Source organism: Burkholderia sp. D-99 (genome assembly GCF_011605345.1).
Lineage (GTDB): Bacteria > Pseudomonadota > Gammaproteobacteria > Burkholderiales > Burkholderiaceae > Burkholderia.
Genome location: NZ_JAAOXM010000001.1, coordinates 747975 through 762554, shown reverse-complemented (window position 1 = coordinate 762554; position 14580 = coordinate 747975). Strand labels below are relative to the sequence as shown.

Below are 14580 nucleotides of genomic sequence, written 5' to 3'. Positions count from 1 at the left end.
GTGGCACGGGGGCAGCGCAGCAAAACCAGGCAAAACTCGCACCGGCTGCACGCAACGTCTATTTTCAAGATGAAATTGTGCGCGATTTACACGTTTTTTGTAATGGGGTCACTAGAAATTGCGGCAACCGGCGCGCAGCAACGGGCGCATCGGCCGCACTTGACGCGCATCAACGGGCGCGTCGGCACGTGGGGCAGACTGTTCGGCAGGCCAGCCGGCACCGGGCCGGGTGGCGATAGCGGGCCGTCGTCGCGCAACGCGCGATGCGTGCCCGGTCGGAGGGACGGACCATGTACAAGCGGATTTTCGTCGGGCTGGACGGCAGCCCGAGCGCGCGTCTCGCGCTGAACGAGGCGATCCGGATCGCGGCGGCGTCCGGCGGCGAAGTCACCTGCGCGTATGTCGTCGAGCACCGGCCGCAGCTCGTCGACGTCGATGCGGGCTTCGCGGCCGAGCGCGATGGCGATGCGGCTGCGACCGCTGCCGCGACACCGGTGCTCGACGATGCGAAAGCGGTGCTCGCCCAGGAGCATGTGCCAGGCACCGTGCGCGCGCTCGACGCCTACGGCGAGGATGTCGCCACGGTGCTGATGCGCACGGCGGCCGAAGCCGATGCCGACCTGATCGTGATGGGCACGAGCGGGCGGCACGGCCTGCGCCGGCTGCTGCTCGGCAGCGTCGCCGAATCGCTGCTGCGCGCGGCCGACCGGCCCGTGCTGCTGGTGCGGCACAGCGAGCCCGGCGCGCCGTCGGCTGCGTGACGCACGCTGCAAGGCGCTGACGCTGATGCACGGGCGGTCGCGGGCGGCGACCGTCTCGCGCATTCGTCGGATGATGGCCTGAGAAAACGGAAACGCACGACATGCCGGTCGACGCTCGGCGTGTGAGCGCGGCTATCGCGTCTGTCCCATCGGGGCCGGGCGAGGGCTGCACACCCGACGCACCGTCACGGCGCAATCGCGTGGCCACAGTTGCATCCCGACACGCAGTTCTGGCAGCATCGGCCGGTATCCGCTTGTTCGCCGCGCGCATGGCCGCGGCGTTCGACGCAGCGGCATCCGGCGGCATGCGGTCGCGTTCGCGATAAGCGAAGCGAGCCGCCGCGCCGGGTGCCCGGTTCCTCACCTTACCGACGTCATCCGCCATGCCGATTTCCGCTACCGACCTGATTCGCCAGTTCGACCTGCAGCCGCATCCCGAAGGCGGCTTTTTCCGCGAAACCTACCGTGCGACCGATTCGGTCGTGCGTCCGGCCGACGGCGCGCCACGCGCGGCGTCGACGGCGATCTACTACCTGTTGTGCGATGGCGCGTACTCGTCATGGCACCGGATCCGTTCCGACGAAGTCTGGCATTTCTATGCGGGCGATCCGATCGAGGTGTGGGTACTCGACGAGCGCGACGGGTTGACGATCCACCGGCTCGGCAACCCGCTCACGCATCCGGGCACCGTGTTCCAGGCGGTCGTGCGGGGCGGGAGCTGGTTCGGCGCGCGCTGCGCGGCGCCGGAGCACGTCGCGCTCGTCGGCTGTACGGTGGCGCCGGGCTTCGAGTTCGCGGAATTCGAACTGGCCGACGCGGCCGCGCTGGCCGCTGCGTTTCCCGACTACGCGGAACACGTCGCCCGGCTTGCGCCGCGCCCGGACGCGTGAGCGCGATGGCGGTGCGGACCACTGCCGGAAGCCCGTGCCGACGGTGCGTGTTCCGCGCGATCGCGGCCAAACCCGTTTAGAATGCCCGTCATGCACAGGTCAGCTGCGGACGTGCCGCGGCGGCCGTTGCCCAGCCGTACCGACGGCCCTCGTCGCGCGGCCGCATGTCTTCCAGGAGCGCCGCCGTGTGGCACTTTCCCATCGCTATTCCATCGTCGCTCGGCCCGTGGGCCGTGTTCGCGAGCGTGTTGATCACGCAGCTCGGCGTGCCGGTGCCGGCCGTGCCGATGCTGATTCTCGGCGGCACGATGGCGGCAATGGGGCAGGCGTCCTGGGTCAGCATGTTCGCGGCGGCGATCGGCGCGACGATGCTGGCGGATTCGCTGTGGTTCTTCATGGGCCGCACGCGCGGCCGGCGCCTGCTGAACGGCCTCGTGCGCTTCTCGCTGTCGCTCGACACCACGTTGCGTTTCGCGCGTAACGTATTCGAAAGATACGGCGCGCCGCTGCTCGTGCTGTCCAAGTTCCTGCCGGGCCTCGGCCTCGTGTCGGCGCCGCTGCTCGGCACGACCGCGATCGGTGTCGGCGTGTTCCTGTTCTGGGATCTGGCCGGCGCGTCGCTGTGGGCGGCGTTCTGGCTGGTCGGCGGCGCGGCCATTCACGACCAGATCGTCCAGTTCGTGCTGTGGGTGCGCGCGAGCGGCGGCACCATCCTCGACGCGTTCCTCGCCATCTTCATCACGTTCCTGCTGTACCGCTGGGTGCGTCGCGTGCAGTTCCGCCGCTATCTCGCGCAGGTGCGCATCTCGCCGCCGCAACTCGTCGAGATGATGACGTCGGACGAGCCGCCGCTGATCTTCGACGCGCGGCCGAAAGCGATTCGCGAGCGCGAACCGTACCGGATCGCCGGCGCTGTGCCGGTCGATCTCGATTCACCGGACCTGCTCGACCCTGAATTGCTGAAACGGCCGATCGTCGTTTATTGCGTGTGCCCGAACGAAGCGACCGCGAAGCGCCTGATCGCGAAGATGCAGCGCAAGAAGATGATCCACAACATCCGGGCGCTGAAGGGCGGCCTCGATGCGTGGGAGAAGCACGGCTTCCCGGTCGAGCCGCTGCCGGCGGATCTCGACGCGTCGCGTTATTTCGTGCGGCCGGAACACGGTGCGCTCGAAGGTGAATATACGGTGCGCGCGACGTTGTCGAAGTAAACGGCGGCGAGCCACGAAGCAGTCAGTACCGCCGAACTCCAGCGATGGTTTCGAACGGGATAGACGCCTTCAAAGTCGCCCGGATGGCCTGAGCGTCATCGGATGTGCTCGACAGGCACTCGGAGCCTCTGAAGCACAGCTGATCCCGTTTGACAGACGTCGTGGTCGACAACGGAGATTCTCGGCAGGGTAGATTGCGATATGTCGATTTAATATAAATTCATCCTTTGATCTTAACGATTATATAACCCCGTCTCGCGAAAGTGGGCCGGGGTTATTGTTTTCTGACAGTTTTCGAGTTTCGATTTCAGTGTTCAGGGCACAGCGCGCGGCACGGTCTTGTCACCTCGACCACCTGACATGGAAACCTCAAGATTAACTCGATCGAAGAAAATATGTGCGCAAACCTCACTGCCACGCACAAAATCAGAAATTTAAGAAAAAGAAGTCAATAACCACGGATCACGAGTAATTATCGCCATTCGACGATTGAATTCATTCTTTTGATGAGGCAGGTCGCGCCAGAAAGGATTCTCTCCCTAACCACAGATTGAATCACTTATAACCAGCAAGCTTCTTGTGGGCCTCTATTGCTTCCATTATGGCCATGCATTGAATTCCCCTCAAAAAAACAGGAATTTGTTCAATAGAAACCGCAATTTCTTACGAGACATCACCTCAAGAAGCCATTGCCGTGCGCGGACCAGGCGGGGGAATGGATCATGCCTTTGCAATGTCATCGGACATGGCCGTGACGGACGTCCAAATGATTCGAAGACGATTTCCTGGTGATCCATCGGCAAGGCGCCCTGAGTGTGGCGAGCAATTGGAAAAACAGGGCGGCCGACACGTGAGAACAGCTTCCCGATCGCGCCCCGCATGTTGCGTGGGAAATTCACGATTATTGAACTATACGGGAGTTTATTGCGAAATTTGCTCTGCTCCTGCCCATGGCAGCGCGGGATGTATTTATTTCGCGTAATCGAGTGTAATGGACTGTTCGTGTGAGGGATCGTATTTTTGATGCGTGCGATATTTTTTTGTCGCGCTCATCACCGGGCGGACCTTGTATGAACTTTTCCTCACTGATTTACATCCGTAAAGCCCTTTCGGTCGTGTGCGGGCTGACGTTGCACGAGTCTCGTCCCGGAAATACGCTGCGGTTGGCAATTTGGACTGTTTTCGCGCTGGTCGGGATATCCGCGGCGGTCGCAAAGGATGCCGGCCAAAATGCTGCACTTCAGAGTGGACAGGATATCGCCAATGGTCTGAATTCCAGATATCAGTACATGGTCAATCAGTGTCCGGACGGAAAGCCAGCCTACTACTGTTCCGGAATCACTATTCGGGCCACTGCTGCGGCAAACGGCAATTACCACGAATGGGATCCAAGTCCGACGGCACTATTAATGGGATCCGTCTCGTTTTCCTATGTTCGGGGAGATACGGGGACGCTCAAGGTTTATCATGATCACGGATTCATTTTCAAGAATAATGCCAATTTCGACGTCGGAACGTATCCTGATCTGTCGTATCGCTGCATCTATCCAAATGATGCAGCGACCGACGATGGTACATATTTGAGTTATGGATGCATGAAAAAGCCGCCTGGAGACTCTAAGCCACCATACACCGGCGATGTGAGTTCATGTGAGCCACTCGGCATCAAGACCTCAGGCGAGTGGATCTCGATGAAGAAAAATAATGATGCTTTGAGTTATAACTGCTCGTTTAGCACTGAAGACCCGGTGGCGTTCTATCAGGCACTACAGGCCGCGTATCAATATAAAGCTGATGGAAAAAGTTTGTGGACCGAGCTTTTGATCGAAACCTGGCCGGACGGAATTCCCGACCAATTGCCAATCGAGGCGTTCTTCTACACTACGCAAAATGGAGATGATCATAACACTACCCTCCAATCGGCGTTGGAGAACGCGAAGGCAGTCCAGAAGGATTTTTGCAAGACTACGGGAAGGTTTGTGCCAATCGTAAAACTCGATTTCACGGCCATCCATATGAATATTTTTTCATATAGCGATCAGGACCAGGCGACAACGTGCAGTCAGTGAGAGGGTTGCCTACTCAAAATGAGCATGCAATAGCAAGGATTACATTAAAAGGATCTATGTCATGACGGCTCCTATCGGATCGAAGCAGCTGGTGGTGAACACTCTGTTCTCCGTGAGCAACTCGGATATGAATCAGTTTCTCAATGATAAGAAAAACGACAACTATGTGCTAAACGACACTAACGAACAGAAGGGCTATGTGCCACCGGATAACTGGGAGCGTTTCGCAGGCGGCCTGCGAATCGAGAACGTCCTGGACCCGTTGATGCAACCGTATCGCAACGAAATACCCGCAGGTTCTTACAATGTCGTTGTTCTTGCTGGCGATAATGATGCTGGTAACGGAAATGGTGTACTCAAGCAGAGCATCTCGCTCGAGCGAGGAGGGGAGGTCACGCTTACGTTCTACAGTATTCGGAACCCGTATAAAAATAAAACTTATAACTGTTTAACAGGTACAAATCAGTTCTCCGTGACTTTCGGCCCGAACCAATCGCAAAAGTACGTAGACTTCTGTAATGGAGTTGCTTGGGCTCCGCGGACATTTAACTCGCAGTTCTCGGAACCCGGTTCTTACGACCTGAGTTTTGGGCCTGGATCAGGTCAAGTCGACTCGGTACACCAGGATTGCAGTAGTGTCATCGCATACCCGCAGATGAACTACACGTACGCCGCTTATGCGACGCTGAAGGCGCCTTCCTCACTCAGCGACATCACCGCCGCGCCGAACGATCCGTTTCCGGAGATCGATGTTCTGATACTGGAGGGCAACGAGAATCTAGGCGCCCCGGGTACAATCCTGCCAAAATCACAGGTCGTCTTTCAGATCAAGGATGATGGTGGCACAGGTACGCTGTTCAAGGGTGGGGCAACGCGTTACCCCGCGACAGCCAATGACAATGGCGTCGCCACTATTCCCGGCGGCGAGTTGGTTGCCGGGCAAACGCCGGGTAACGTGACGCTGGACGTGCTCGTCGCAGATGATGTCGCTGCGACGTTGATCGGCGCCGTGCACGCGGACTTCCCGCCCGATGGTGAAACGCTTGTTGTGAATAGTCCGCCTCCGCCGAACGTAATTTCGATGGCCCCGTTGTCACGGTATGAAAATTCCATCATTTTCGAAGACCAGATCCAAAATGACGGCAATGGTATCCAGGGTGTTTCGAACAAGCTGATTCATGTCGAAATTCGTCAGAACGACGAGCTGGTCGATAACCAGAACGATCTGTACTTCGAGGTTGACGACCAACATGTCATTGAATGGCAGGGTACGACCAGCGATGACGACGAGACGCGCGGGACGCTCACCACACCTCCGCTAAGGGCCGGCGCAACGGCGGGGACGTATCAAATCGTCGCGTATCTGGACGGTTATCCGAAGTGTAAGGCGTCTGTGCAGGTGGGCATCAAGGGCGTTGACCATTTCGATCCGCTAGAGAAGAGCGTCAAGGCAATCCGCAACACGGACGTGATCGGCCACTGGTCGGTCACGGCACTCGACTCGGCTGGCAATCCTGCTACCGCGCAACACATCAATTTCACTATCAACACAAAACCGGATTCTGTCGACGCATCGTTTCTTGTCTCGGGGACGCACCAGACAACAAGCGTCTCGAATCCGGAGACCGGGGGCGTCACCGTGCCGCCGTTGAGCGTGACCGATGCATCCGGAAGCTTCGATGTCGTTATCTCCGACGCAAGCAATACTGCATCGTCGACCATCACGGTCGAGGTGATTGACCCGCAATACCCCGGTTCCATTGCCTTCGACAACGCACCGCCCGATTTGACGAATGCTGCGGGAACGATCCTTAAAGAAGGAAAGATTGGTGTCTACGTGTGGGTCAATTTCGATAACAACGTGCCGATGATTTCCGGTCGACTGAATTTGACGATCGACGACACCGGCAGCACGGGGACGACTTTTTGCTCCGGGAATCCACCTAAGCTCAGTAGCGACTCGGACATTATCGACGGATACGCGCAGGTTCCAGCGATCCGGCTAGGCGGGACCCCGGGAACGTTCAAGATCATCGCAAGTATGGATCAGTATGACGAGAGCCCGTCTCTGACGTTGAAGATCGGTCCGAAATAGCCGCATTGTCCGGTCGGCATGGGGGATGAGCGAACTGAGCTGCGCGAGATTGTCCCCTTGTTGCTGTCGCCATGATCGATATCACGACAGCAAGGTCGTTATTGACCAATGAGTCAATTGCCGGTGTGAGCAAAGAGGATGACGCCAAAAATGAAGGCAAGCTCGTCACGCAAAGCGGTGAAACGATCGGAGCGGCGGCATTAACGGCAGTATGTCGCTTGAACTCGGCAAGCAGGTTTCCGTGAACGTCAGCGTTCATGTTCAACCGTTCGGACAGCTTGCCGAGCGTCATGCGCAGTTGGCGCGACTTCGTGCTCGTAGGCGAGATGCCGATGCCCGCGGCGTGGCAAATTCGCCCACGCGCACCCCGGCTTGAAACTCGGTACGACATGCTCGCTAGAGATAAGGGGCTTACGTGAACTTCTACGTGAAGCGGTCAGCGAGATGATCGCGGGCAAGTCAACGATCGTTAATGTCATCGTATTCGATAGCAACCTAAATGGAACCCGTTACGCCACCGACACAGGTGGATTCGATATTTGTCCGGGCGGCTGTATGTAGGCGCATGCGATCGCGGGTATTGCAAATGGAGTGCATATCGGGAAGCCGAGCGGCGTCGACGTCGGCGTGCCTGGAGAGTGGCAAGGCCTGTCTTCGTAAAGTCAGGCCGCGTGAAAAGCAAGACCGGCAGCCTGTTGTTGTTAAACCGTTGCCTGACGCCGCAGGCTTTCAGGTATTCGTTATTACCTTACTGATCGAGGTTCCGTATGTCTGAGTTTACGCCTTATTCACTGCCCGCCGGTGCGACGTCGGGGGCGATGGCCATTGCCGACGATGGCAATGTTTGGGTCGCGGATGCTGCTGTTTCCAGGCCCGGGCAGCCACAGTATGTCTATCAGGTGGGCAAAACAGGGTCGGTCAACCCGCAGAGGACAGCGGTGCATGCGGCGTTCACCGACGAAGGCGTGCGACTGTCCCACGTCGCGTTGCAGCAGCAGGGCGGTGTTGTGGAGAGGGTTTGGGTCACGAGCATGGATGACCATGCTGTCGCATATTTTCAGCCGGGCGCGTCGACGGCGACGTCGATCGATCTCGGTAGCCACGCGAGTCCGCGTGGGTTGCTATGGGATGCCTCGAATCGACTGATATGGGTCGCCGACGAGGCTACCGGCAACATGTACGCGATCGATGTCACGCTGGCGCCTCCCGCGCCGGTTTCGCAAAAGCAGGTGGTGTTCGGATCGGGGATTTCGATGCTGGCGATGGCGCGAGGCAAGATCTGGGCTACCGGATATGCCGAAAGCGCGATCTTCTCGTTCGATCTCGCAAAGCTTGGACAATCGGGGCAAGGAATCAATAAATACTCCTTGAACAGTGACGGCGCGGATCCGTTCGCATTGCAGTTCGCTTCCGATGGCAAACGACTGTGGTTCACGACCGTGGCCTACGGTTATGAAGCGCTATGGAAGATTGACGACGTTACCCTGCCGGGTGCGACGACGGAACGGATTGAGTTACTTGGTATGAGCTCGGATCCCAGAAGCCTTGCCGTCGACAACAGCGGCTTCGTTTGGGTGGCAATCGCGAACTCGATCACATCGTCCGAGCAGAACCCGTTGAATCTAACGGGGCAATCGGTCTGCGAGTTCTACGAAGGGGAGTTCGTTGGCGAAAAGTATCCGGGCAGGCCAAATTCGTTTGCACCGAACAGCATCCTATACCGTGGCAACATCACTCATCCGATCGATGATTTCTGGGTGTCGGACCAGGCGAATGCTCGGGTTTTCGACTTCGTGCCGCCGGACTCGATCGATCCGTTGGAGGGCAAGGACGTCGATTACAGTGGCTCGCCAACGACGGGCTATGTGGCTAAAGGCCACGCCTTTGATCATCAGATCAGCGTGAAGGTCACACGGCAAGACACCGTTGCATTGTTGAGTGACAGGCAGATCGAGGTGCAGATTACCGGTACGGACGTGAGTTTCTCGGACAGCAGTTCCGTGCAGACCGCGACGATCATCACGGGTCCGGGGAACGGAAATCCGGCAGGCGTCGCACTCGTTCCGACGATCTATGCGTCCACGGCCGCGCAGACAGGCGACAGCTTTCAGATTAAAGGATACACGCGCGGGCAACCGAATCTTCCTATGGCATTCTTTTGGGGGCAAATTGGCAGCAAACCGAATGTCGACGGCATCACGCCGGAGGATCCGGAAAACGTATTTGCCCGCGTGAACAAGCAGTTTCCGAAGACGCTCGATGCCCACGTTTCAGGTGCCGACGGGGCACCGATTCCTGTCATTTTTCAGATTCAAAGCGGCTCGGCCTCGTTCAAGGAGGCTAGTTATGCCCCGGGAGATAAAAGCACGACGGTCCATACGAATTCGAGCGGAAAAGCGAGTGCCACCCTATATGCGCTCGACACGGCTGGACCCGTTGTCGTGCACGCTTATCCAGATAATAATCTGTGGCCCGGAATCCGACCGGCAGAATTCGATTGGCAGGTCACCCCTGTTCCTACCCATATCCAATGGGCACCGACATATGATCCGCACCCGCCGTTCAGTGGCGACGGCCTGTGGGTAAAGGTGCTCGGCGCCGAAGACGCCCCATGTCCCGGCGAAGCAGTCCAGATCTCAATTCTCCCTCCTGAAGGGGCCGACGAACCTCCATCGTATTTCGTCCATAGCGTCACGGGACATCCTTTGCCCGAGGACCAGATCATCCCTGGCGTCAATACGGGTGCCGACGGCTCTGTCATTTTGGACTATCACGCAGCGGGAGGCTACGCGTTGTGTTTTGTTGCGACTGGGAAAGTCTACTTGCAGGCCGTTGTGTTGGAGACTTCGCTTAGTGCGGCGGTGCAAATGTATAACGTTACCCCCGACTTCGACGCATGAGCATGCTCGGAATCAAACCGGCGAACAGGGCACGGCGTGCCCTGCCAGCCTGACCTGTTGCAATTCGAGGCATGTCATGCGCGACAAGGATAGCCTTCCGTATTCGATTTCTGCGACGTCCGACTCAGCATGCCAGGGAGTCGAGACAAGCCAGGTTGCATTACTGCCGCTCACCGCAGTCCTCATCGATTCCGAGGGCAGTGGGGCATCGGTGGCCAATCAGCCGATTGTGTTCGCCGTCGACAACGCACAAGACCAAGGTATTCCCGGTGTATGGTCGACGGAATCGGGAACCTGGTCGACGTCAACGACCGTCATAACGACGACGACAGGCCTCGCGTCGGTGCTCGTCAAGGCAGGGACGGCAAATGGATGCTTCAAGATCGAGGCGCGCCAGGCTCAGGCCGAGAACTCGCCAGCCGTCTTTACGCTCGAGGTCGGGGCGCGGTTGCCCGACAATACGCACGATGTCGATAAACTCGTCATGGTCGAAGGCGATCAGCAAGCGGCCTTCCTGAATAGCAAGGCGTTTCCGAGTCCGCTCGTCGTGAAGGCGCTCGACGTGAATTCGAAATCGGTCTCGAATGCGCGAATCAGCTTCCAAGTCAACGGAACAACGGGGTGTACGGTGCAGCCGCCGTCGCCGGTGATCACGGACGTCAACGGGTTGACGCCAGCGATGCAGGTCGTCGTGGGTGAGCAGTCCGGCCTCTTCACCATTGTTGCCACGGCAAATGGCAAGGAAGCGACGTTCGATCTGGCGCTCGCGCCGGAGGAAAGTCAATTCCGTTTTCATAGCTCGAAAGGGAACCCGATACGGATATATCTGGAACCAGGTCCTTCGTCCTGTCTCGGGGTTTCGTTAATCGATGCACATGGAACAGGATGGCCGTACATCAGTGTCTATGCGGTGGCAGCCGGTTCCAATTTCACCCCTCAACCGCTCGGGCCTTACCCGACCACTCGCAGCGGTTCCGTTCCATTGCCGGGCCTCCGGGCGACGACCACCAAAGACGGCTATTTGTCGGTGTGGGTCGATAAGCTGATCAGGCACACGTACGACCTCAAGGTGTACCAGAATTTCGAAACACCAGCGGACAGCAAGGTTGCTTCCTCATGAGCAGCATCGTCGCGAAGATGCAGTGCAAGAAGATGATTCATAACATCCGGGCCCTGAAGGGCGATCTCGACGCATGGGAGAAGCACGGCTTCCCGGTCGAGCCGCTGCCGGCGGGTCTCGATGCGTCGCGGGATTTTGTGCGGCCGGAACATGGTGCGATTGAAGGCGAATATACGGTGCGCGCGATGCTGTCCAGATAAATCCGTGCGAGATCCGCACGCATTCGAATTCCGCCGCCAGTTTCATCCACCGCGATTTCCACGAAAATCGACTGGCGTGAAACCGCTGATCCTCCATATAATCCCGCCTGCATATTGCGTGCGCAAGATCGCGCACATTCGACGCGCGTTCGTTCGCGCCGAAAGCGATTGATCCCGTTGTCGTCCGTCACGCGCTCAGCCGCGTCACACGGGCCACACGGGCGTATTCCGTGAAAGGCCCGATCCGTATTCCGGATTGTTCCGGAAAATACGGTTAATCCGCGGCGATTCCCATCGGATTGACGCAGTATCCATGTCGTTTCCAAATCGGAAAACGACGGCGGAGATTATTTCGTTTTCGGCATGCCGGGATCGGCATGAACGGCCGCGCATTGATATCGACAATGACGGCGGCCCGTTCGCGGCTGCCAGGAGACGGACTTGAAACAACCAGAAGACCAGTTGCACCGCGGGCTGGAAGAGCGGCACATCAACCTGATGGCGCTCGGTGCGACGATCGGCGTCGGCCTGTTCCTCGGCTCGGCCACCGCGATCCGCGTCGCCGGCCCGGCCATCCTGCTGACCTACCTGCTGGGCGGCATCGCCATTTTCCTGATCATGCGCGCACTGGGCGAAATGGCGATCGCCAATCCGGTCGCCGGCGCGTTCAGCCGCTACGCACGCGACTACCTCGGGCCCCTGGCAGGCTACCTGACCGGCTGGACTTACTGGTTCGTGTGGATCGTCACCTGCATGGCTGAAATCACGGCGGTCGGCGTCTACATGCACATGTGGTTCCCCGGCGTGCCGAACTGGATCTGGGCGCTCGCCGCGCTCATGGCAATGGGCTCGGTGAACTTCATCGCGGTCAAGCTGTACGGTGAATTCGAGTTCTGGTTCGCGTTGATCAAGATCGTCACGATCGTGCTGATGATCATCGGCGGCGGGCTGATGATCGCGTTCGGCATCGGCAACGGCGGTGTCGCGATCGGCCTCTCGAACCTGTGGGCGCACGGCGGTTTCATGCCGAACGGCATCAACGGCGTGATCGCCGCGCTGCCGATCGTGATGTTCGCGTATCTCGGCGTCGAGATGCTCGGCCTCACGGCCGGCGAGGCGCGCAACCCGGAGAAGTCGCTGACGAAGGCCGTGAACTCGGTGTTCTGGCGCGTGCTGATTTTCTACATCGGCGCGCTGTTCGTGATCATGTCGCTCTACCCGTGGGACCAGATCGGCACGCAGGGCAGCCCGTTCGTCATGACGTTCTCGCGGCTCGGCATCCCGGCTGCCGCCGGCATCATCAACTTCGTCGTGCTCACCGCGGCGCTGTCGTCGTGCAACAGCGGCCTGTTCAGCACCGCGCGGATGCTCTACAACCTCGCGCAGCAGGGCCAGGCGCCGAGCAAGCTCGGCAAGGTCAACCGCAACGGCGTGCCGGTGTACGGCGTGATCCTGTCGGTCGCGCTGCTGCTGATCGGCGTGCTGCTCAACTATCTCGCGCCGCAGCACGTGTTCACGTGGCTCACGTCGGTGTCGACGTTCGGCGCGATCTGGACGTGGTGCGTGATCCTGATTGCACAGATGCGCTTTCGCCGCACGCTGTCGGCCGACAAGATCGCGCGCCTGCCGATCCGCGTGCCGTTCTATCCGCTCGGTTCGTTCGTCGCACTCGGTTTTCTGGTGCTGGTCGTCGTGCTGATGGCGTTCACGCCCGACACGCGCGTCGCGCTCGTGATCGGGCCGGTATGGATCGTGCTGCTCGGCATCGCGTATGCGCTGTTCTACGCGAACCGTCCGGCGGCATCGGTGCCGACGAAATCGTAAGCGGCACGGGCAGGGGCCCGCGCGACCCTTGATCGCGATCATGCGCGCGCGGGCCGGACGTCCTATGCTGAACGCATCGATTGTCCGCGCTTCGCGTGGCACCCCGCCGATCCTCGCGGCCGCAGCGGCTGTCCGACCGCCGCGCGCCGCTTCCGCGCGAAGCCCCCGTCGTCGTTCCACGACGACCCGCACGCACGGAGACCTTCGCCATGCAGCCTGCCCAGCCCATCCCGACACTTGCGCGGATCGCGCTGGCCGTCGATCCGACGCCCGAATCGCTGTCCGCCGCACGCTATGCACGCACGCTGCTGCGTCCCGGCATGCGATTGCGCATCGTCTGCGCCATCGACAACCCGCGCCTAGTCTTGCCCGACATCCCGCGCATCGACGCGCTGCTGACGTCCGCGCGCGAGGACATGATGCGCGAAGCGCAAGCCGTCAATGAGCGGATCGCGGCGCTGTTCGCCGATAGCGGCATCGAGGTCGAGCAGGCCATCGTCGATACGTCGGTGACGGGCGGCTCGGTGGCCGATGCGCTGGTGAGCGATACGTCGGCATGGCGCGCGGACGTGCTGGTGGTCGGCGCGAATCCGCATCACGGGCTGCTGCGCCTCGTCGAAGGCGCGATGTCGGACACGCTGACGACGCGCGCGCGCTGCGCGCTGCTGATCGTGCCGGCCGCCTATGCGCTGCCGTCGGACGGCGGCCTGCAGCGGCTGATGTTCGCGGTCGACGGCAGCGAGCCGTCGCTGCACGCGGTGCGCGTCGGGCTCGGCTTCGCAACGCCGACGACGCTGCTGTACGCGGCATACGTGATCGATCGCGCGGTTCGTCTGACGGATATCGTGCCGGTGCGCGCGCTCGAGGATGCCTATCGCGCGGAAGGCGAGGATGCACTCGCGAAGATCGGCCCGCTGTTCCATGCGACCGGGAACCCGACCAAGCGCAGTGTCGTCGAAACCCGCCCGACCAGCGACGACGTGGCCCACGCGCTGATGCGCGATGCCGTGCACTGGCGTGCCGAACTGCTGGTGGTCGGCACGCACGGCCGGCGCGGCATTGCGGCCTGGCTGATCGGCAGCGTCGCGCGCCGCGTTGCGCATCTCGCGCAGGTGCCCGTGCTGCTCGTGCGCGGTACCGAGTAAATCGCGCGCTGTCGAGATCGAAGCCTGCCTGGGTTGATCTGCATCAGAAACGGCGCGCATATCGCGTGAGACATTGACGGAACATCCGGCCACGCAGCCGGTCTGTCGTGCATGTACCGCGCAACCGCGCGAGCGTCGAAGGCAGCGAGCGACGGTACGTTCACCGGCGTCACATCATTTTCCGGAGCCGCGACGTGCGATGCACGGCGCGTCATCCGACCGAGAACTCTCTGGCACGAGGGTAGGCAGCCGACGGCTGCCTTGGAGGACGGGCGGGGTGCAAGTCACCCCGTCCGCTTTCCGCGTTCGTGTTGTAGTTGGCCCCGTCTGGATGGCATTCCCCGCAGGAATCGTTGTCATGGCGG

At 60.0% G+C, this 14580-nt stretch carries 10 protein-coding genes and 1 pseudogene; all 11 read left to right on the top strand.

Going from position 1 to position 14580, the window contains the following annotated elements; all coding sequences use genetic code 11:
• The first annotated feature begins 290 nt into the window (after window positions 1-290).
• The 11 genes and pseudogenes from HAV18_RS03320 (at window position 291) to HAV18_RS03270 (ending at window position 14215) form a co-directional block, all read left to right on the top strand.
• Window positions 291-761: a universal stress protein gene (locus HAV18_RS03320; protein ID WP_166952717.1), complete on the top strand. Its 471-nt coding sequence runs from the start codon at window positions 291-293 to the stop codon at window positions 759-761.
• A 383-nt stretch (window positions 762-1144) separates the two neighbouring features.
• Window positions 1145-1651, top strand: coding sequence for a cupin domain-containing protein (locus HAV18_RS03315; RefSeq protein WP_166952714.1), 507 nt, complete (start codon window positions 1145-1147; stop codon window positions 1649-1651).
• 185 nt (window positions 1652-1836) lie between these two features.
• Window positions 1837-2862, top strand: a complete 1026-nt coding sequence (locus tag HAV18_RS03310) for a DedA family protein/thiosulfate sulfurtransferase GlpE (RefSeq protein WP_166952711.1) — start codon at window positions 1837-1839, stop codon at window positions 2860-2862.
• Window positions 2863-3932: 1070 nt separating this feature from the next.
• Window positions 3933-4931, top strand: coding sequence for an omega toxin-like domain protein (locus HAV18_RS03305; RefSeq protein ID WP_166952708.1), 999 nt, complete (start codon window positions 3933-3935; stop codon window positions 4929-4931).
• A gap of 61 nt (window positions 4932-4992) precedes the next feature.
• Window positions 4993-7026, top strand: a complete 2034-nt coding sequence (locus tag HAV18_RS03300) for an invasin/intimin cell-adhesion domain protein (RefSeq protein ID WP_208101667.1) — start codon at window positions 4993-4995, stop codon at window positions 7024-7026.
• Between the two features lie 71 nt (window positions 7027-7097).
• Window positions 7098-7271 (top strand): hypothetical protein, encoded by a 174-nt coding sequence (locus tag HAV18_RS03295; RefSeq protein ID WP_166952705.1) that lies wholly within the window; start codon window positions 7098-7100, stop codon window positions 7269-7271.
• Between the two features lie 522 nt (window positions 7272-7793).
• Window positions 7794-9926 carry a hypothetical protein gene (locus tag HAV18_RS03290; RefSeq protein ID WP_166952702.1) on the top strand — a complete coding sequence of 711 codons (2133 nt, stop codon included), beginning with the start codon at window positions 7794-7796 and terminating at the stop codon, window positions 9924-9926.
• A 76-nt stretch (window positions 9927-10002) separates the two neighbouring features.
• Window positions 10003-11046, top strand: a complete 1044-nt coding sequence (locus tag HAV18_RS03285; protein ID WP_208101665.1) for an invasin/intimin cell-adhesion domain protein — start codon at window positions 10003-10005, stop codon at window positions 11044-11046.
• Between the two features lie 5 nt (window positions 11047-11051).
• A pseudogene (locus HAV18_RS03280) lies at window positions 11052-11246 on the top strand (cytochrome P460); the annotation flags it as partial.
• Window positions 11247-11687: 441 nt separating this feature from the next.
• On the top strand, window positions 11688-13070 hold the full coding sequence (locus tag HAV18_RS03275; protein WP_166952699.1) for an amino acid permease: 1383 nt from the start codon (window positions 11688-11690) through the stop codon (window positions 13068-13070).
• A gap of 209 nt (window positions 13071-13279) precedes the next feature.
• Window positions 13280-14215, top strand: coding sequence for a universal stress protein (locus tag HAV18_RS03270; protein WP_166952696.1), 936 nt, complete (start codon window positions 13280-13282; stop codon window positions 14213-14215).
• Window positions 14216-14580 lie beyond the last annotated feature (365 nt).

Coding starts and splice junctions, on each gene's coding strand:
- HAV18_RS03320 (WP_166952717.1), top strand. CDS start 291: ATGTACAAGCGGATTTTCGTCGGGCTGGACGGCAGCCCGAGCGCGCGT.
- HAV18_RS03315 (WP_166952714.1), top strand. CDS start 1,145: ATGCCGATTTCCGCTACCGACCTGATTCGCCAGTTCGACCTGCAGCCG.
- HAV18_RS03305 (WP_166952708.1), top strand. CDS start 3,933: ATGAACTTTTCCTCACTGATTTACATCCGTAAAGCCCTTTCGGTCGTG.
- HAV18_RS03300 (WP_208101667.1), top strand. CDS start 4,993: ATGACGGCTCCTATCGGATCGAAGCAGCTGGTGGTGAACACTCTGTTC.
- HAV18_RS03295 (WP_166952705.1), top strand. CDS start 7,098: ATGATCGATATCACGACAGCAAGGTCGTTATTGACCAATGAGTCAATT.
- HAV18_RS03290 (WP_166952702.1), top strand. CDS start 7,794: ATGTCTGAGTTTACGCCTTATTCACTGCCCGCCGGTGCGACGTCGGGG.
- HAV18_RS03285 (WP_208101665.1), top strand. CDS start 10,003: ATGCGCGACAAGGATAGCCTTCCGTATTCGATTTCTGCGACGTCCGAC.
- HAV18_RS03270 (WP_166952696.1), top strand. CDS start 13,280: ATGCAGCCTGCCCAGCCCATCCCGACACTTGCGCGGATCGCGCTGGCC.